This window comes from Methylomonas sp. BW4-1 (assembly GCF_052474385.1).
Window position 1 is genome coordinate 22,783 of record NZ_CP184125.1, and the last position, 19,997, is coordinate 42,779.

Below are 19,997 nucleotides of genomic sequence, written 5' to 3' on the forward strand. Positions count from 1 at the left end.
ATGAATTATATCGACATGCAAATTGCTACTTCGGCACCTCATCCCGAACTCGAGCAGTTTCAGCAATGGGTGGACGCCGGGCTAGCAAGCTTTGAGGATGATGCGGACTGCGAGTTGGTGATTCGTTTGGTCGACGATGTGGAAAGCGCAGAGCTGAATCAGCAGTATCGGCATAAAAACGGACCGACTAACATCCTGAGCTTTCCCTTTGAAGCCCCGGCGGGCATGGACATGGACTTGCTGGGCGATTTGGTGATTTGTGCACCGCTGATAGGGCTGGAAGCTGCGCAGCAAAATAAATTGCCCGAGCACCATTGGGCGCATATCACTATACACGGCGTATTGCATTTGCTAGGGTATGACCACATAGAGGATCAGGATGCCGAACAAATGGAAGCATTAGAGATTGAGATTTTGAGCAAATTAGGTATAGCAAACCCTTATATGGAGGATGGAAAGCAATGAGCGATGGTAACCCCCCGAGTAGTCAACCCCATAAGAGTTTGATCGAGCGCATCGGTCATTTTCTGAGTGGGGAGCCGCAAGATCAGGAAGACTTGCTGGAAATATTGAGAGAATCGCAAGAAAAACATCTGTTAGACTCCGACGCACTGGCCATGATGGAAGGCGTGATGCATGTGGCGGAGATGCGGGTCAGAGACATCATGATTCCGCGTTCACAAATGGTCGTCGTTCCTAGGGAAGCGGAACTGGAAACCATCTTTCCTTTAGTGGTCGAATTTGCTCATTCCCGTTTTCCCGTCATCGAAGAAGACCGCAGCAAGGTGGTTGGTGTTTTGCTGGCCAAGGATTTACTGGCTCATGCTTTAAAGGATAAAACCCTGAAAGTCGAGGATGTCATGCGCCCGGTCAACGTGGTGCCGGAAAGCAAACGTTTAAATGTGTTACTAAAAGAATTTCGCACCGAGCGCAACCACATGGCCATCGTCGTCGACGAATACGGCAATGCCGCCGGCTTGGTGACGATTGAAGACGTCCTGGAGCAAATCGTCGGCAAGATTGAAGACGAACACGATGACGACGAAGTACAAGAATTTATTTCTCAGCGTAGCGAGAAAGAATTTATCGTCAGCGCGCTGACACCCATCGAAGAATTCAACGATTATTTTTCCGCCGCATTGGAAGACGACGAATACGACACGCTAGGCGGTTTAATCGTGCAGCGTCTAGAACATTTTCCGAAGAAAGGCGAGAAGGTGGAGCTGGACGATTTCTGTTTCGAGGTATTGCGGGCCGACAATCGGCGAGTGCATTTACTGAAATTGAAGATCAAATAACTGTGTTCTGCGCGCTGGTGCCTGAGGCATTAAGCATTAGTAGTTCCTCGAACGCATCGGCCGGCAGGGCTTTGGAGAATAAATAGCCCTGCCCATAGTCGCACTCCGCTTCCAGCAGTAGCTGGCGTTGTTGTTCGGTTTCTATGCCTTCCGCGATGACTTTCATCCCCAGCTTGTGCGCCATGACGATAATCGCTTCGCAGAGAATTTTGTCGCTGGAATTCGGCGACAAATTGCCGACGAAAGACTGATCGATTTTCAGATAGTCGATATCGAATTTCTTCAGATAAGCCAGCGACGAATAGCCGGTGCCGAAATCGTCCAGCGATACTTGTATCCCTGCGTCTCGAAAAGCCAGTAATTGATCTTTCACCACATTACTGGCGTCCAGCAGCAAGCCCTCGGTAATTTCCGCGACGATGCTTTGTCCCGGCAGCTCAAGTGTTTGTAAGTATTCCAGCCAAGTGCCGTGGGACTGGTCGTCGTAAAACTGCATCGGCGACTTGTTGACGCTGATCTGAAAGTCCGGATGGTATCTTGCACGCCATTGTTTGACCTGTCCTGCCGCTTGTTTAAATACCCAAGTACCGATTTCGGCAATCAGGCCTATATCTTCGGCAATATGCACAAATTCGCTGGGGCTGACCATGCCCCGTGTCGGGTGTTGCCAGCGGATCAGCGCTTCGGCTTTATGGATGGCGCTGGATCCCAGTTCCACGACCGGCTGGTAATATACTTCAAATTGGTTGGCCTCCAAAGCATGGCGCAAATCGTCGGCAATCAGCATGCGCGCTAGAGCGGCTTCCTGCATTGATGGAGTGAAATAACAATAGCGATTACGGCCCTGGTGTTTCGCTGCGTACATTGCCTGATCGGCGTTTTTTATTAAGGTATCGATTCTCTCCGCGTCCTTCGGGTACAGGGTGATGCCGATACTGGCCGAGATGTAGGCCACTTTGCTTTTCAGCTGAAAAGGTTCGGCGAGTCTTTGCAGGATGTTTTTGACCACCCGTTCGGCATCCTCAGCATCATCAAGTTCGCCGAGGATGACTGTGAATTCGTCGCCGCCCAATCGGGCGACAGTATCGGAATCGCGTACGCAATGCAGCAGCCGTTGCGAGGCATCTTTTAACAATAAATCGCCCATATCGTGACCCAGCGTATCGTTAACTTCCTTGAAACGGTCCAGATCAAGCAATATCAAAGCGACCTGCAAGCCGCTGCGATGTGCCTTTTTGATTTCTTGATCCAGCCTGTCATGAAACATGCGGCGGTTGGGCAGGCCGGTGAGCGGATCGAAATTGGCTTGGGTCCAGATCAGTTCTTCGGACTGCTTCTTTTGGGTGATGTCGGAAAATAACGCAACTCGCCGCTGCGGCAGGCCATCGGCGCTAAATATGGTATTGATGGTCAGTTGCTCAGCAAATATCTCGCCGTTCTTCCGACGATTCCAAATTTCGCCTTTCCAGTGACCACTACTGTTGATGGCTTGCCACATGGCTTGATAAAACTGTTCGCCCTGCCGCGCCGAGTTCAGAATGTTATGGTTTTTACCGATGACTTCGTCCAATGTGTAGCCGGTCAAAGCGGTGAAAGCCGGATTGACATTGATAATCATGCCTTGTGCGTCGGTCACGGCCATCGCTTCGCTGCTGTTTTGATAGACTAACGACGCCAATTGCAGTTCTTCATTGCTGCGGCTGCGGTCGATTGCAATGCCGGCCAAATGCGAGGCCTGTTCAATCATCTGAATGTCGTCTGCCCCTGGCTCCGCAGGATGGCGCTGGTAAATACCAAAAGTACCCAACAATTGGCCGGACGCGCCACGTATCGGCTCAGACCAGCACGACCCTAAACCGGCCCTAGCCGCAAGCTCGGTAAACGGCGCCCAATAAGTATGGTTTTGAATATCTTCGACAATGACTCGCTGGCCGAAATACGCAGCCGTACCGCATGAGCCGACACCGGGGCCTACGTAAAGGCCGTCTACAGCAGAATTGTAGAAGTCGGGTAGATGCGGTGCAGAGCCTATGAACAAGCGATTACCTTCGTTATTTAATAGCAATATCGAACAAATTAAGTCAGGATTTTGGGCTTCTACACCCAATACCACCGCTTGCAGGATCTCCGACAGTGCCGCACCTTTGGATACTAATTCCAGCACATGATTATGGGCGCGCTCACGATTGGCCGCTTGTTGGCGGTCAGTAATATCCATGGCTATGCCGATGATGCCGACCGTCTCTTTGTTGATGTCTTGCAATGGCGTGCGGGTTATTTGTATGGTGTGCCGTTTGCCATCGGCAAATTTTATTTGCTCGAGGGACTGATGTGCTTGATTTGCTTGCGCTAAACACGCTTGATCGGCACTTAAAAAACGGGCTGCGATCTCCGCGCCAAACAACTCGGCCAATGGTTCGTTGGCAATTAAACGGGTTTCCGGCAGGCCAAGGGCATCGCAAAAAGTATGGTTCACAAACAAAAAGCGCGTATCAAGGTCGGCCAACCAAATGCCGACGGGGGCGTTGTCGAGAATGGCATGCAACTTAGCTTCGGAGGCATGTAACTCGGCTATTTGCGAGTTTAATTGTTCGGTCATCGACATGAAACTATTCGCCAGATAGCCGATTTCGTCGTTACGATGTGTCGGTAACCCGGTCAGCGGCGTGCCCAGCTTGAATTGACCGATGGCGGTGGTCATCGAATTGAGCGGTTTTGCCAGGACGCGCGCCAACATTAGCGAAATTGCACTTGCCAGCAGGCTGAACAACAAGGTTATTTCGATAACGCTCACTCCCAGAGCTTTACTTTCCTGCAAAACGTTTTTCAGCGGCGTATATAAACCCAGCATGGCGAAGCGTCCGCTGCTTTCCGAGCCCAACGGCAGTTTTACGAAAGCGGCGAGTGAAGAAGCGGCCAAGCTTTGCGTATCGCTGGTCGCGAATACCGAATGCGCTTGTTTGCCAGCCAGAATCGCTTTTACGTTCGGGATGTCTTCCTGAATCAGGAAACTGCGGCCGCTCTCAAATCCAAAGGTTTTTGCCGCGTCGGGGTGAATTAAATAGTCCCCTCTGTCGTTGCTGAGCAGCAATTCAATATCGTCGGGAATATTGCCGCGTACTTGCTCGAATAGCCCTTGTAAATCGACATTGATGACGATCACTGCGATGGTGGCGTTGGCCGACTTGATCGGCATCGCTATCCGCAGTGTGGGTTTGCCGAATCCCAGGTGCGTGCCTAATTCCTGATTTAAATTGATTTCCGAAACGTAATATTGCTCCGCAGCCAGCGGCACGGTTTCGAATACGTAAGGAAAATGGTTTTTCTCTTGTAACTGCGCGTCGGCAATCACTTTGAGGTTGTCTTGATCTCTATCGACTCTGACTAATTCCTTGCCGTAATGCTGCGTGTCGATCAAACGGATTTGACTGTATTCGGGATGGGCATTTAGCAAGCTGACAAAAATCTCCGCCAATTGATTTTTACGTATGCCCAACTTTGCGTCAGGTGTTGCCGAGACCATGTCGGCGCTGACCGGCAAATTGCTTAGAAACTTGACGTTGCTGGCGGTAGCTGCCAACGCATCGGCAAATCGGTTTCCCACGGCTTGGGTGTCGTTGAGCAGCTTATCCTTGGCGGTTCCCACCAGCATGGCTCGGCTGCGGTCGTAAACATAATAACCGGTCAGGCCTGTCGATAACGTGCCTAGCAGTGCCAGCCAGAAACCCAATTTTATGCCTATGCTGGAGCGCACTCAGAATGCCTCGGGCGCTTCGCCGGAAATGATTCTATCCCATAGCGTTTTGCGCGCTAGCGGATTGAGTATCGGTTCCAGCCAAATGATGGGTTGGTTTTGGGTGCTGTCGTTCTCCGGCGCTGTAATGGTGTTTGCCAAGCCGTGTTGCTGGGTTAGCGTTTCGCTGACTGCTTTTTCCAAGGTGTAATTGATCCATTTTTCTGCTAACTCGGGGTTCCGGCTATTTTGGGTGATGGCCCAGCAATCCAGCCAGGCCAGCGCACCTTCGCGGGGAATCACATAACCAATGTCTGCACCTGCTTCGCGCAGAGCTTTCAGTTGCTGGGTGCCGTAATTACCGAAAATCAAGGCTATATCATATTTGACAAACAGCCTGGTCGCTTCTTCGGCGGTCGCGTAAAAGGTCAGCACATTACGGCGTAACTTGGCCAATTCGTGAGCAGCCTGTTTTAGCTCGGGATCTGTCATCCGGAAGGGATTGGATACGCCCCTTAATAAGCCGACTATGGAGAAATTGTGATTACTGGCGTTAAAAGCCAATACTCGGCCCCGATAGGCTGGGTCCCACATAGCCGACATGGATTGGGGGGGAGTGTTAATGAGTTTGCGGTTATAGATCAGCCCCATTTCCGAGTAGGTGTAAGGGACAGCATACGTGTCGTTCCCGCGAACCAGGCCGGGGATGGCTTGCAAGTTTTGGAAACGCGGCAACTGCCGGGCATGGTTGGGAATATTTGTCATGCTGATCGGCCTGCTCAGGCCTTGATCGATATAACGCTGCAATTCCGCAGTATTGACAGCAAATACGTCATAGTTGCCACCATTGATTTTCTGCCAAAGGTCGTCGTCGGACGTTACCAGGGTTAACTCTATCGCGACGTCGAACCGCTGCTGGAATGCCGAAACCACTCCACTATCGGCGTAACCGTCCCAACTAAGCACCCGCAGTGTTTCCTGGGCGGATACCCATCCGGATGTTGCCAGACATATAATCGTAAGAAAATATGTCAGAACGGTGGCGGAACATTTGGCAGTAATGCTCATAAGGCTATCGGCATGAATTTGTCGGGCCATCATAACCAATAAGTATGCGCTTTCCGCCAATGTCGATATTGATATTATGTTTCCGCGCACAGATTCCGAAAATAATGCCATGAGGCTATCTGGTCGGATTGTCGTTTAGGGTGGGTCCGGATTAATCGGCTTGATCGACTTTGATCAGAATGCGTAAAGCATTTTGCCGGGTGCTGTGGTTGAAACTGTTGAAGCCGTGATTGTCGGATTGTTCAGTGTCGGTGTTGCCGGCAATTTCCACCCATTCGCCGAGATTGGCGCGTAAAGTGGTGTGAGCGGATTGGGTTTCGATGTGGCCGTTGCGCTGAAAGCTATCCGACCACGGTTCTATATCGAGAGTAACCTGGTTGCCGGCCAAGCGCGGCGTAACAGCGAAGCCGGTACTGGCTTCTATCATCTGGGTATTGCTGCTCACCGCGGAGCCGTAACCATAACCCGAGTCGTATACGCTGTAATTTTGCATCGGCCGGACCTGTCCGGTTTTGATATGGGCCGCCTGGCCTTCCAGGGTGCGTAATTGTTGGTGTTGTTGCCGGTTTCGCAAGTCTTCGCTGTTGCCCATCATGCCGCGCATCTGAATCGTATTCTGCGTTGCGGCAATGGCCGCTTCGGCGTTCAATTCGGCTGCGGTTTTGCTACTGGTTTGCAAGACGCTGATGACTAAATTGCTGAGCCGGGCATCGAGTTTTTGAATGACGGCCCGGATTTCGCCGAGTTTGGCGGGATTGGTTTTAACGATCAGACTGGCGCCGTTCTCGATGACGCGATCATCGGCATCCAGCAGCGGCGCCAGTAAAGCGCGTACGTCGGAGGCCGGACGGTTCATCAGGGGGATGACTTCTATCACCGATTCGTCGGCAACCGCGAGGCCGGCTATCAACATCAAGCCGGCCAAGCAGGTTTTAAATCTCATCGTAAAGCGCGAGATATTGATTCGCACTGTTTTGCCAGGAGAAATCCTTGAGCATCGCGTTACGTTGAATTTTCTTCCAGACCGGTCGGTTGTGGAATAACACGAGGCTGCGTTTGATGGCTTCTATCAGCGCGGCCGCCGACGCATCGTTGAACGAGATGCCGCTGGCGGTGCCGTTGGCAATACTTTCCGGCAATGCGTCGACTACTGTGTCTGCCAAGCCGCCGGTCTTTCTGACGATAGGTATCGTGCCATAGCATTGGCTATACATTTGGTTTAAGCCGCAAGGTTCGAAGCGCGAAGGCATCAGGAAGATGTCGGCGCCGGCTTCGATTTGATGCGCCAAGCGTTCGTCGTAGCCAATGGTGATGGATACTTTTTCCGGATATAGGCGGGCAAACTCCTGCAGGCGGTATTCGATGCTTTTATCGCCGCTGCCCAGTAAAGCAAATTGCAAGGGTAGGGTGGTCATCTCTTGTAAACAGCTTAGTACCAGATCGATACCTTTTTGTTCGACCAAGCGGCCAATCAAACCAAACAAAGGAGTTTCCGATTCCACCGGCAAGCCCAGTTGTTGTTGGAGTGCCGCTTTATTGATTTGCTTGTCTTTTAGGGTATCGACGCTGAAAGGCTTTGCGATATAGGCGTCGTTCGCCGGATTCCAGACCGACACATCAATGCCGTTCAGAATGCCGCGTAACTGGCTTTGTTTATGCGCCAACAAGCCTTCCAAGCCGTAACCGAATTCAGGGGTCTGGATTTCCTGGGCATAAGTGGGGCTCACCGTGGTAATTCGGTCGGAATAGCTCAACCCGCCTTTGATAAAGGACAGCATGCCGTGGAATTCCAGACCGTCCGGGTGTAGTAATTGCCCCGGCAGATTTAACTGGGCGTAGGTGCTGCCGGGAAACAGTCCTTGGTAGGCCATGTTGTGAATGGTAAAAATCGTCGCCGGCGGGTTGGGTTCCAATGACAGCAGTGCAGGTACCAAGCCGGTTTGCCAATCGTTGCAATGCACAATGTCGGCGTGCCAGTCTAAATAAGCCCGGTTGGTGGCCACTTCGACGATGATGCGGCAAAACAGCGCAAAGCGCTCACCAATGTTCGGCCAAGGGCGTCCGGCTTCATCAAGGTATGGGTTACCCGGAAAATTAAAGAACGGCGGATAGTCCACCAGCCAGACGATGACGTTGCTGTCCGGCAAGCGGGTCTCCAAAAGATTGACGTCGCAATTGTTGACTCGCACCGTGCATAGGTAACGGCCGGGCTCGCAGTTCTTGATGCCCTGGTAATTGGGCATGATGATGCGCACGTCCTGGCCCAACGCGGCCAGGGCCAGAGGCAGGCTGCCGGCGACATCCGCCAGGCCGCCGGTCTTGATCAAGGGGTGGGTTTCGCTGCTTGCGAACAGAATTTTTTTCATGGCGATAAAACTACATTTTCAAAATAATACCGGCCAGGGGCGGCAAGGTGACGGAAATGGAGTGGTCTTGGTTCATCCAGGGTTGCGGTTCTGACAACACCGAGCCGTTGCCAAGGTTGCTGCCGTCGTAATACTGCGAATCTGAATTGAAAATCTCGTAATAGGTGCCGGGATTAGGTACGCCGATTCGGTAACTTTCGCGCGGCACCGGGGTAAAGTTCAGGATCACGATCAAATCTTCATGCGCCGATTTGCGGCGATAACTAATGATAGATTGTTGATAGTCATGGCAATCGATCCATTCGAACCCGTGATGATCAAAGTCGTAACGGTGCAGGGCGGTATGGCTGGAATAGAGTTTATTCAAGTCTTTCACCAGGGTTTGCAAGCCTTTGTGATGCGGGTAATCTAAAACATACCAATCCAACGTGCGGTTACAGCTCCACTCGGTGCCTTGACCGAATTCGCAGCCCATGAACAACAATTTTTTGCCCGGATAAGTAAACATCATCGTGTACAGCAGGCGCAAATTGGCAAAGCGTTGCCATTCATCGCCCGGCATCTTATTCAACATCGAGCCTTTGCCGTGTACCACTTCGTCGTGCGAGAACGGCAGCACAAAGTTTTCTGTGAATGCGTAAAGCAGGCCGAAAGTCAGCGAATCGTGATGGTAGGAGCGGTGGATCGGTTGTTCCTGCATGTAATGCAGAATGTCGTGCATCCAGCCCATGTTCCACTTCATCGAGAAGCCCAAGCCACCGGTCCAGGTGGGGCGAGTGACTTGCGGCCAGGAAGTAGATTCCTCGGCCATGATCACCGTGCCGGGATGCTGCTCGTGGGTGACGGTATTCATTTGACGCAGGAAGTCGATAGCTTCCAGGTTTTCATTGCCGCCATACATGTTCGGGATCCAGTCGTTGGCGTCGCGGGAATAATCCAGATACAGCATCGACGCCACCGCATCGACCCGCAGGCCGTCGAGGTGGAATTCCTCCAGCCAGAAGAAAGCGCTGGACAGCAGGAAGTTTTTCACTTCGTTGCGGCTGTAGTTATAAATCAGTGTGCCCCAATCGCGGTGCTCGCCTTTACGTGGGTCTTCGTGTTCGTAAAGCGGCGTGCCGTCGAAGCGGCCCAGAGCGAAGTTGTCTTTTGGAAAGTGGGCGGGCACCCAATCCAAAATCACGCCGATGCCGTTTTGATGACAATGGTCGACAAAATAACGGAAATCGTCCGGGGTGCCGTGGCGGCTGGTCGGCGCAAAATAACCGGTGGTTTGGTAGCCCCAGGAGATGTCCAGCGGATGTTCAGTGACCGGCAATAACTCGATATGAGTAAATCCCAGTTCCTTGACGTAATCCACCAATTGCTCGGCAAGCTCCCGATAATTCAGGAAATTGCCGCGATGGTCGCGTCGCCAGGAGCCCAGGTGTACCTCGTAAATCGACATTGGCTGATGCAGCCAGTCGTGTTGTGGACGGTGGTCCATCCAGCTACCGTCTTGCCAGGTATAGCTGTCTTCTACTGTGACTATCGCGGCGGTTTGCGGACGGAATTCGAATTGCTGGCCGTAAGGATCGGTTTTGACAAGCAGTTGGCCGGTATGGCGATTCAGAATTTCAAACTTGTACAAGCAGCCGGCAGACAGGCCGGGAATGAAAATTTCCCAGATACCGCTACTGCCCAAGCTGCGCATCGGATGGCAGCGGCCGTCCCAGCGATTGAAGTCGCCGATCACGCTGACCCGCTGTGCGTTTGGCGCCCAGACCGCAAAATGTACGCCGGGAATATCGGCCACGCTGTGCAGATGCGAGCCAAGCTTTTTGTAAATATGCCAATGCCGACCCTCGGCAAACAAATGTTGGTCGAACTCCGGCAGCACCGGGCCGAAGCAGTATGGGTCGTAGTGTTGATGGTCGTAGCCGTCCTTGTCCGTCCAAAATAATGGGTAATGCTCGGGGATGGCTTCGTTGCCCGGATGGTATTCGAAAAAATCGGTGTCGGGAATGCGGGAGAATTCTGGGCCTTTGGGACTGCTGATTCTTACGGTTTCCGCATAGGGCAAATACACTCTGATGACGTTATCGCGGCCTTGACCATGACGGCCTAGCAGGGCGAAAGGATCGTGATGCTTTGCTTCGGTGAGTTTGATTAGTTCTGAATCAAGCGTGTTGGTTTTGCTTGGCTTGTTCATTTTGCAATGCCTCAGTTATAGTTAGTTATCGGTTGGCAGGAATAGCAATTTTGGTAATGACCGACTTTTCAGCATCAAATCGCTTGAGTTTTTACTTTTCCGTGAAGAGTAACGATAATGGCTCTACGCGGCAAGTGGCAGGTAGAGAAATCTGTGAAATGTCGGTTGCAGCCGGTTTTGGGCGGTAAAGCTTATTTAATTGAAAGAGGATACACATGTCAGTCGTCGATACACATCAAACGGAGAGACGGGTCAATGATTTAACCCGCAACACCATTGCGTTAATTCTGGCTGGCGGACGCGGATCGCGGCTGAAGGATATGACCGACTGGCGGGCCAAGCCGGCGGTGCCGTTTGGCGGTAAATTCCGTATCATCGACTTTCCTCTATCCAACTGTATCAACTCCGACATTCGCAAGATCGGTATCCTTACCCAGTATAAAGCTGATTCGCTAATTCGCCACATCCAGCAGGGTTGGGGTTTTTTGCGCGGCGAGTTTGGTGAATATGTCGACTTGATGCCGGCGCAACAACGGCACGACGAGCATTCCTGGTACCAAGGTACCGCTGACGCGATTTACCAAAACATCGACATCTTGCGAGCCCGTAATCCTGAGTTTGTATTGGTATTGGCTGGCGATCATATTTACAAGATGGACTATTCGGTGATGCTGGCCGATCACGTTGCCAACAAGGCCGATCTGACTATCGGTTGTATCGAAGTCTCGCTGGAAGACGCCAAAGCGTTCGGCGTGATGCATGTGGATGAAAATCGCCGGGTCAAGGCGTTTGTGGAAAAGCCCGAAAATCCGCCGGTCATGCCCGGCCGGGAAAACACTGCGCTGGCTTCCATGGGTATTTATATTTTCAATGCTGGCTTCTTGTTCGAACAACTGATCAAAGATGCCGATACCAAAGGCTCCAGCCGTGATTTTGGTAAGGACATCATTCCGTCAGTGATCGAAAAATATCGGGTCAACGCCTATCCGTTCCTCGATTTACAAAGTGGTCAACAAAGTTACTGGCGTGATGTGGGAACCATCGATGCGTACTGGGCGGCCAATATGGAATTGGTCGGTGTCAAACCCGATATGAATTTGTACGACAACACCTGGCCGATCTGGACCTATCAAGCGCAAACGCCACCGGCTAAATTTGTGTTTGACGATGACGATAGACGCGGCCAGGCTATTGACTCCATGGTCTCCGGCGGTTGCGTAATTTCCGGCGCCACAGTGCGCCACTCCTTACTGTTCTCTATGGTGCGTGTTAACTCCTACAGTTCGGTGCAGGATTCAGTGATTTTGCCCGAAGTGAATGTCGGTAGACATTGCCGGATTACCAAAGCCATCATCGAAAAGGGTTGTCAAATACCGGAAGGTACCGTGATCGGCGAGGACAGGGCGGAAGACGAAAAACGTTTTCACGTCAGCGAGGGCGGGGTGGTGTTGGTGACATCCGATATGCTGGGACAAAGACGGAATTATGTCCGATAAAAAGCTTAAGCTGGTGCTCTGCTGGCACATGCACCAGCCTGAGTACCGCGACATGCAGAGTGGGGAATTCAAGCTGCCGTGGACCTATCTGCATGTGATCAAGGATTATGTGGATATGGTCGCGCATCTGGAAGCCGTGCCGGGGGCTAAAGCGGTGGTGAATTTTGCCCCTATCCTATTGGAGCAAATCGAAGATTATTCCAACCAAGTCAACGGCTATTTGCACGATAGAATTGCCATCAAGGACCCTCTGTTGGCTGCTTTGGTCGAACCTTCGGTTTCCGCCGATCCTGAAAAGCGCTTAAAGTTGTTACGCGATTGCCGGAAAGCCAACCGAGAGCGGCAGATCGAACGCTATCCGGCTTTTCGTAAGCTAACCAATATGGCAGACTGGATTGAAGCTCACCAGGACTCAGTCAATTACCTGAATGCGCAATTTATTTCCGACATTCTGGTCTGGTATCACTTGGTCTGGATGGGCGAGACGGTCAAGCTCAACGATAACCGCGTCAAACGCTTAATCGAAAAAGGCAGCGGCTTTAGTCTGCATGATAGGATCGAGATTGTCGAAATTATTCGCGATCTGTTGTCGAAAGTTATCTACCGCTATAAGGCTTTGGCTAGAAAAGGCCGCATCGAACTGTCGGTGACGCCTTATGCGCACCCCATCATGCCGTTGATGCTCGAGATAGACAGTGTCCGCGAGGCAATGCCTGGAGTAACCTTGCCGGGTATTAGTCATTACCCCGGTGGTGAAGAGCGCGTGCGTTGGCATTTGCAAAAAGGCTTGGCGACCTTTCGGCATTTTTTCGGTTTCGAACCGCAAGGGTGCTGGCCGTCCGAGGGCAGTATCAGTCAGCGGACCCTGGAAGTGTTAGCTGATTTTGGTTTCAAATGGGCCGCCAGTGGCGGTAATGTGTTGCATAACAGCATACGCGCCAGCGCGGTTGGCGAAGCAGTTGCTGTGCATCGCCCCTTTAAGCTGGGTTCTGCGGAGATCGCCTGTTTTTTTCGCGACGACGGCTTGTCGGATTTAATCGGATTTGAATATTCAAAATGGCATGCTGATGATGCGGTGGCCGATCTGATTCAGCACTTGGAAAATATCGCCGATTATGAGCCACAGACGCCCCTGGTTTCGATAATCATGGATGGCGAAAATGCCTGGGAATATTTTCCGGATAACGGGTATCATTTTCTTAGTGCGCTGTATAAGCGGCTTAGCGAACATCCGCGTATCGAATTAACCACTTTTTCTGACTATCTGGATAGTGCCGCTCCCCAGTCTGGGTCCTTGCCGAAATTGGTGGCCGGTAGTTGGGTGTATGGTACGTTTTCGACTTGGATCGGCGATGCCGATAAGAACTGCGGCTGGGAGATGTTGGCTGATGTCAAAAACGCTTTCGACAAAGCGGTCGCCAACGGCAAACTCTCCGAGCAACAATTGGCTGCCGCACAGGTGCAATTGGGCGTCTGCGAGGGGTCGGATTGGTTTTGGTGGTTCGGTGATTATAATCCCGGCGAAGCGGTCAGCGATTTTGAAAAACAGTATCGGCTTAATTTGAGCAATCTCTATCGTTTGCTGGGCGAAGAGCCGCCGCCGTATCTGGCCTTGTCGTTTACGCAAGGTAGCGGTAGCCCGGCGATGGGTGGCGCAATGCGGCGCGGTATTCAAATATAATAAAACGGAATAAACAACATGGGTGCTCTCTTGGATAAACGCCGCGCAGGTGTTTTGTTACATATAACATCGCTCCCGGGCCGTGGAGAGTGTGGTGATTTGGGTAAGGAAGCCTTCAATTTTGTTAATTTTCTGCACGATATAGGTGCTACCGTCTGGCAGACCTTGCCGCTGGGCATGACGCATGGCGACGGTTCACCTTACCAGTGCTTGTCGGCACATGCCGGCAATCCTGCCCTGATTAACATTCAATGGCTAGCCGATAAGGGTTGGCTGCAAACTACCGACCGTTGCGGCGATTGCCATACCAACGCCGAATACACCAAAAGTTGTTTGGTAACTAAAGCCTTTTACGGTTTTCAAAGCTTGGCTGATGCCGAGCAGCAGCACGATTTTAAACAGTTTTGCGTGGAAAAGGCCGATTGGCTGGATGACTTTGCCTTGTTTATCGCTTTGCGCAATGTGTTTGGACATAAAAGCTGGAATCAATGGCCGGACGCGCTGAAGCAACGCGAGCCGGGCGCACTGAATGAATCAAAGCAGTTACTGAAGGCTGTGATCGAAACGATCAAATTCGAGCAGTATGTGTTTTTCCGGCAATGGCACGAGTTGAAAGATTACGCCGCCAAGCATGGCGTACTGATGTTTGGCGATATTCCGATCTTTGTATCGTATGACAGTGCCGATGTTTGGGCGAACCGGGCGGTCTTCAAACTTAACGATTTGGGCGAAATGGATGTCGTGGCCGGCGTGCCGCCCGATTATTTTTCTGAGAACGGTCAGCGTTGGGGGAACCCGCACTATGACTGGAAATATTTGCAGAAAACCGGTTTTAACTGGTGGTTGGATAGAATCAAATCCCAGTACGAAATGTTCGATATTTTGCGAATCGATCATTTTCGCGGCTTAGAGGCGGCATGGGAGATTCCGGCCAGCGAGCACACCGCCATCAACGGGCGTTGGGTTAAAGCGCCGGGTGCGGAATTGCTGGCGGCTATTCAGGAGCAATTTGCCTCGCTATCCTTGGTGGCAGAAGATTTGGGAATCATCACCGAAGAAGTGGAAGCTTTGCGCGACGATTTCGATTTGCCGGGCATGAAAATTTTGCAGTTTGCTTTCGGTGACGATAGTCGCAATCCTTATTTGCCCTGCAATTATCAGAAAAATAGCGTGGTTTACACCGGTACCCACGATAACGATACCACGCTGGGCTGGTTCGAAGGGCTTAATGACGGCGAGAAACAGCGTATATACGATTATCTTGGCTGGTCTAGCCTACCTATGCCCAGCGCCTTGATTCATGCCGCGTTAGGCTCGGTTGCCAATCTGGCGGTGATTCCGATGCAGGATATTCTGAAGTTGGGATCACCCGACAGAATGAACACGCCAGGCACAACCGAAGGAAATTGGCGCTGGCGGTTCGATTGGTCGCAATTAACCGATGATAAAGCCGGACATTTTGCGCATCTGGTTAGATTGTTTGGACGTTAGCTCTTAAATGGCATTTCAATCGTCGTCTTTTTTGCCGGTGTCTGCCGGGATCGGCAATACAGCGATGTCGTAACTTGCGATGATGGCCTGGATTTTATCCAGGTTTTTGTCGATCAAATCATTCAGTTGTTGCTTACGTTTGTTGTCGCCTTGACGCAGGCCCATGGCTATTGAAAAATCAAACTTTAAGCCCGGTGAAGATTGCATAGGTATAGCAATATAACTGCCTTTTGGGGCTTGCGATTGCACATATCCCGCCATAGGTCCCCAAAGTATCACCATATCTATTTTTTTGGCACGTAAGTCTTTTTCGATTTGCATAGCGGTGTTGTGTTCGCTGTCTCCGGTCATGCTTTGGTAGGGAATCCCTTGCTCCAGCAAGCCGTTTTTTTGCAGCCATTCTGTGCCTGGGCCGCGGTCGAACATTGCTATTTTCAGCTTTTCCTGCCTGGCCAATGGGAGATTGGCTAGTTGTGCGCTGTCTTTAATATCGTCCCAGCCGCGGCCTTTGGCAATCAGCAGCACATAAGTCGAGTGGAAGTAGGGTTTGCTGGTATCGGTAAGATCGTAGCCGGCTGGCACGCCCATCACTACATCGCATTTAAAACCTTCGCCGTTATCGTTCTCGGCTTTCAATGTGTTGCGGATAAAGCCGATTCTTTCCGGTAGCCAGGTATATTCCAGTTCCTGTCCTAACTGTTCGGCAAATAGGGCGGCGATTTTGTTTTCGTAGCCGGTTTGTTCTTTGGTGGAATAAGGCGGGTTTAACGGGTCGGCGCAAACCCGGAATTTATCTTGGGCATTCACGGAAATAGTGGCTACCGCCAAGGTCGCCGTCATTAACAATCTTGAGGCGGTTGAGAGCATTTTCATCGCAGTTTCCTTTTAGCTGGGGTCTATACGTAAAAAAGCCTTGGCCGATGACTCGGCCAAGGCTTGCTTTACTGAAATCTAACGAGTTAGATCTTAGTTAGGCAGAGCGAACACAGTCAGTGTACCACCCAGTTTGGTGTAAGAGCTCAAGCTTCTGTAAGCACCCACCGCGCCCAAACCTTCTGAGCTGGATGCAGAAGTACCGTCGTCGATACCGGCAGCGATACCGATACCAGCCCAACCGCCGATACCTGACAGAACGCCAACGTATTGTTTGCCTTCAAATTCCCAAGTATTGACGTTACCGATGATGCCGGACGGAGTTTTGAATTTGTACAATTCTTTACCGGTTTTAGCATCAACTGCTTTCAGGTAGCCTTCCAGGGTGCCGTAGAATACGACGCCGCCAGCGGTAGCAACCGAACCTGACCATACAGAGAATTGCTCTTTGTTGGACCAAGCGATTTTGCCGGTTTTAGCGTCATACGCAGTGAACTGACCCAAGTTGGTGGTGCCGTCTTTTTTACCGGTCAGCACGTCAGCGCCGGCAGGCATCATGGACAGCGTAGCACCTACATAAGGTTGGCCAGCAGTGTATGAAACTTCAAAGGGTTCATACTCCATGCACAAATGGTTGCCTGAGATGTAGAACAGGCCGGTTTGTGGAGAGTAAGAAACAGGTTGTTGGTTTTTAGAACCCAACGCCGCAGGGCAAGTACCTACAGTGTTGACGTCTTCACCGTTGTGCTCGGTAGAAAACTCTGGCACTACTTCAGGACGGCCTGATTTCAGATCGACGTGAGAAGCCCAGTTGACGGATTTGTCGAATTTCTCAGCAACCAACAATTCGCCGGTTTCGCGGTCCAGGGTATAACCGAAGCCGTTACGGTCGAAATGCACGATGGTTTTGTGCATTTTGCCTTTGACTTCTTGGTCAACCAGAACGGTTTCGTTGATACCGTCATAGTCCCATTCATCGTGTGGAGTCATTTGGTAAACCCATTTAACTTCACCGGTGTCGGCGTCACGCGCCCACAAAGACATGGACCATTTGTTGTCGCCTGGACGTTGTACAGGGTTCCAGGTCGATGGGTTGCCTGAACCGTAGTAAACCAAGTTCAGTTTAGGATCGTAAGAATACCAACCCCAGGTAGTGCCGCCGCCGATTTTCCATTGGTCGCCTTTCCAGGTGCTGGTGCCAGAGTCAGCGCCAACAGGGGTGACTTTGCCGTCTTGCCAAGTGGTGGATTTGCCGGGTTTCAACAGGGTGTCTTTATCCGGACCCATACTGTAGCCTTTCCATTCCAGCTGGCCGGTGCGGATGTTGTAAGCAGCCAAGAAGCCGCGTACGCCAAACTCACCACCGGAAATACCGGTAATGACTTTATCTTTAACAACCAATGGTGCGTTGGTGTTGGTCATACCCAATTTTGGGTCGCCGTTTTGTACGCTCCATACGCGCTTACCGGTTTTGGCATCCAGCGCAGTCAGTACGGTGTCTGATTGTTGCAGGAAGATTTTGCCGTCGCCGTAAGCCAAACCGCGGTTAACGGTATCGCAGCACATTACTGGGATGGTGACGTCAGCGTCCATGGTTGGGGTAAATTCCCAGATGACTGCTTTAGTTTTTTGATCGATCGCGTAAACGGTGTTTGGGAACGGAGTGTGGATGAACATGACGCCGTTAACAACCAAAGGGCCGCCTTCATGACCACGCAAAACACCTGTAGAAAAAGACCAGGCTGGTTGCAGGTTTTTAACGTTTTGAGCGTTGATTTGCGACAGCTTGCTGTAACGTGTGCCGGCGTAGTCGCCGCCCCATGTAGCCCAGTTGGCTGGGTCTTGTGTCAGTTTTTCAACATCGCTGTTAGCGGTAGAGACAGTTGGTGCAGCAAGTAAAGTCGCTACAGTCGAAGCAAGCAGCCAGTTTTTTACAGGCTTCTTCATATGTTTCCTCCTGGTAATCTGTTGATGAGACAGAGTACGGTTTTGTGTTGTTAAGACTAATATTAGTTTTAAAGCTCTGTTTGGATGACTGCCCTTTAGGGCTTGTTCGGCTATAACCGAGCGCAGAGGGAGAGCCACACCAAGCGCGTAAATTGAAGGATTTTTTCCTAAAAGTCAACCGGAAAAACTCTCCCGGGATGGCGGGGAAACAATAATCTCAAGTCTTATAATGCCTTAGGATTTCTCGGCGATTCGGCTATCTGGAAAAACAGACACCCAGGCCGCCCAAGCCACAGTAACCGGACGGGTTTTTAGTCAGATACTGTTGATGATCTTCCTCGGCATAATAAAAAGTCGGAGCATTGCGGATTTCGGTGGTGATTGCTGGAAAGCCGGCGGCTGTTAATTTTGCTTGGTATTGTTGTTGGCTTGCCACGGCTGTTTGATATTGGTCGTCCTGGCAATAGATGACTGATCGGTATTGGGTGCCGACATCGTTGCCTTGTCGCATGCCTTGGGTGGGATTGTGAGATTCCCAAAATATTGCCAATAAATCCTGGTAAGACACTACGCCCGGGTCGAACACCACCAACACCACTTCGGCGTGGCCGGTCATGCCGGTGCAAATTTCCTGATAAGTAGGGTTGGGCGTAAAGCCGCCGGCATAGCCCACTGCGGTGCTGAATACGCCGGCTTGTTGCCAGAATTTACGCTCGGCACCCCAGAAACAGCCCATGCCGAACACGGCTTGTCGCAGATGCGCCGGAAATGGCGGATGGATAGGATGTCCGTTGACGGCGTGAAATAGGCCGCTGTCTATGGCTTGCTGACGTCCGGGTAAGGCTTGGTCGGCGCTGGGCATGGCGGTTTTTTTGAATAGAAAAGACATGAGTGCATCCCGAGGTCGAATGATGAGGGTGTGCGGATTATAATCTCCGCTTATTCAAGAGGATTCCACTAAATCATGAAACAACAAGATTGCTTACGCCGCTTTATTTTCGAGGAACACGGAGTTCGTGGCGAATGGGTGCGGCTGGAACAAAGTTGGCAGCAAGCCAAACAATATCAACATTTAGTCAATGATGCCGTCGATGCGCAAATGGGACAAGCCTTGGCGGCGGTGGTGTTGTTGTCGGCAACCATCAAGTTTAAAGGCGCGATGATCATGCAGATTCAGGGCGGCGGCGATTTGAAAGCCCTGGTAGCGCAATCCAGCAATGAACGGCAAATCAGAGGCTTGGTGCGCAGTGAGGCCACTGTTGCCGGCGCAAATTTGCTGGACATGGTAGGTGAGGGCGGCCGATTGGTATTGACCGTGGAATCGGAGAATGCCGAACCGTATCAAGGCATCGTCGGTGTGGAGGCGGAAACGCTGGCGGATGTGTTAAGAACCTATTTCACTCAGTCCGAGCAACTCGATACCCGGTTGTGGCTGTTTGCCAATCAAACCCATGCGGCCGGCCTGTTCATCCAGGAGTTACCGAGTAGCAATCAGAACAAAGCCGACTGGGAACGCATCGAAATATTGGCGAATACCGTTACCGCCGACGAACTGTTGAGTCTGGATTGCGAGGACTTATTGCACCGTTTATTTCATCAAGAAAAGGTCAGGATTTACGACCCGGAGCCGGTGGAATTTAAATGCAATTGCTCCCGGCAAAAAATCGGCGGCACTTTAGTCGCATTGGGGCGGTCAGAGTTGGAGGCGATTTTGCAGGAACGCGACGACATCGAAGTCGATTGCCAATTTTGCGGAGCGCAATACCACTTTGACAAGGTTGATGTGGAGAACCTGCTGACCAATCCGGCAGCCGAAACCGATACTAACTCGCCTACCCGGCATTGAGGGTGCT

General features: G+C 51.4%; 14 protein-coding genes. 6 read left to right on the forward strand and 8 right to left on the reverse strand.

Going from position 1 to position 19,997, the window contains the following annotated elements:
* Together ybeY and ACH5Y9_RS00135 are read left to right on the forward strand one after the other, a co-directional pair.
* The gene (gene ybeY / locus ACH5Y9_RS00130; protein ID WP_033158341.1) at positions 1-465 is read left to right on the forward strand and encodes an rRNA maturation RNase YbeY; all 465 of its coding nucleotides are present in this window, start codon (positions 1-3) and stop codon (positions 463-465) included.
* Positions 462-1,298 (forward strand): HlyC/CorC family transporter, encoded by an 837-nt coding sequence (locus ACH5Y9_RS00135; RefSeq protein ID WP_033158342.1) that lies wholly within the window; start codon positions 462-464, stop codon positions 1,296-1,298. The genes ybeY and ACH5Y9_RS00135 overlap by 4 nt, the downstream gene beginning before the upstream one ends.
* On the opposite strand, the gene ACH5Y9_RS00140 is transcribed toward ACH5Y9_RS00135, so the two are convergent.
* From ACH5Y9_RS00140 to glgB, 5 genes are all read right to left on the reverse strand, one after another.
* Positions 1,291-5,052 (reverse strand): EAL domain-containing protein, encoded by a 3,762-nt coding sequence (locus ACH5Y9_RS00140; protein ID WP_445368033.1) that lies wholly within the window; start codon positions 5,050-5,052, stop codon positions 1,291-1,293. The two genes, ACH5Y9_RS00135 and ACH5Y9_RS00140, sit on opposite strands and share 8 nt — an antisense overlap.
* Complete coding sequence (locus ACH5Y9_RS00145; protein WP_240348088.1) at positions 5,053-6,099, reverse strand: extracellular solute-binding protein; 1,047 nt, start codon at positions 6,097-6,099, stop codon at positions 5,053-5,055.
* Between the two features lie 151 nt (positions 6,100-6,250).
* Entirely contained in the window at positions 6,251-7,042 is a 792-nt protein-coding gene (locus tag ACH5Y9_RS00150) for a type II and III secretion system protein (protein WP_445368034.1), read from the reverse strand.
* Positions 7,032-8,465, reverse strand: a complete 1,434-nt coding sequence (gene glgA / locus ACH5Y9_RS00155) for a glycogen synthase GlgA (protein ID WP_445368035.1) — start codon at positions 8,463-8,465, stop codon at positions 7,032-7,034. Before glgA ends, ACH5Y9_RS00150 begins: the two co-directional genes overlap by 11 nt.
* Positions 8,466-8,475: 10 nt before the next feature.
* Entirely contained in the window at positions 8,476-10,656 is a 2,181-nt protein-coding gene (glgB, locus tag ACH5Y9_RS00160; protein ID WP_205451249.1) for a 1,4-alpha-glucan branching protein GlgB, read from the reverse strand.
* 215 nt (positions 10,657-10,871) lie between these two features.
* Between glgB and glgC the strand changes: the two genes are divergently transcribed.
* Genes glgC through malQ form a run of 3 tightly spaced genes read left to right on the forward strand, consistent with a single transcriptional unit; the run spans position 10,872 to position 15,324 of the window.
* A complete protein-coding gene (gene glgC, locus ACH5Y9_RS00165; RefSeq protein ID WP_033158346.1) occupies positions 10,872-12,152 on the forward strand; it encodes a glucose-1-phosphate adenylyltransferase in 1,281 nt (426 codons plus the stop codon).
* Positions 12,142-13,833, forward strand: coding sequence for a glycoside hydrolase (locus ACH5Y9_RS00170; RefSeq protein WP_445368036.1), 1,692 nt, complete (start codon positions 12,142-12,144; stop codon positions 13,831-13,833). Before glgC ends, ACH5Y9_RS00170 begins: the two co-directional genes overlap by 11 nt.
* A gap of 18 nt (positions 13,834-13,851) precedes the next feature.
* Positions 13,852-15,324 carry a 4-alpha-glucanotransferase gene (gene malQ / locus ACH5Y9_RS00175; RefSeq protein ID WP_171694320.1) on the forward strand — a complete coding sequence of 491 codons (1,473 nt, stop codon included), beginning with the start codon at positions 13,852-13,854 and terminating at the stop codon, positions 15,322-15,324.
* A 15-nt stretch (positions 15,325-15,339) separates the two neighbouring features.
* Here malQ and ACH5Y9_RS00180 read toward each other — a convergent pair whose 3' ends face one another.
* From ACH5Y9_RS00180 to msrA, 3 genes are all read right to left on the reverse strand, one after another.
* Entirely contained in the window at positions 15,340-16,197 is an 858-nt protein-coding gene (locus ACH5Y9_RS00180) for a quinoprotein dehydrogenase-associated putative ABC transporter substrate-binding protein (RefSeq protein ID WP_445368037.1), read from the reverse strand.
* Positions 16,198-16,290: 93 nt separating this feature from the next.
* Complete coding sequence (locus ACH5Y9_RS00185; protein WP_033158350.1) at positions 16,291-18,144, reverse strand: methanol/ethanol family PQQ-dependent dehydrogenase; 1,854 nt, start codon at positions 18,142-18,144, stop codon at positions 16,291-16,293.
* A 256-nt stretch (positions 18,145-18,400) separates the two neighbouring features.
* Entirely contained in the window at positions 18,401-19,033 is a 633-nt protein-coding gene (msrA, locus tag ACH5Y9_RS00190) for a peptide-methionine (S)-S-oxide reductase MsrA (RefSeq protein ID WP_445368038.1), read from the reverse strand.
* 75 nt (positions 19,034-19,108) lie between these two features.
* Here msrA and hslO point away from each other — a divergent pair, with 75 nt between their 5' ends.
* The gene (hslO, locus tag ACH5Y9_RS00195; protein ID WP_445368039.1) at positions 19,109-19,990 is read left to right on the forward strand and encodes an Hsp33 family molecular chaperone HslO; all 882 of its coding nucleotides are present in this window, start codon (positions 19,109-19,111) and stop codon (positions 19,988-19,990) included.
* Positions 19,991-19,997: the final 7 nt, after the last annotated feature.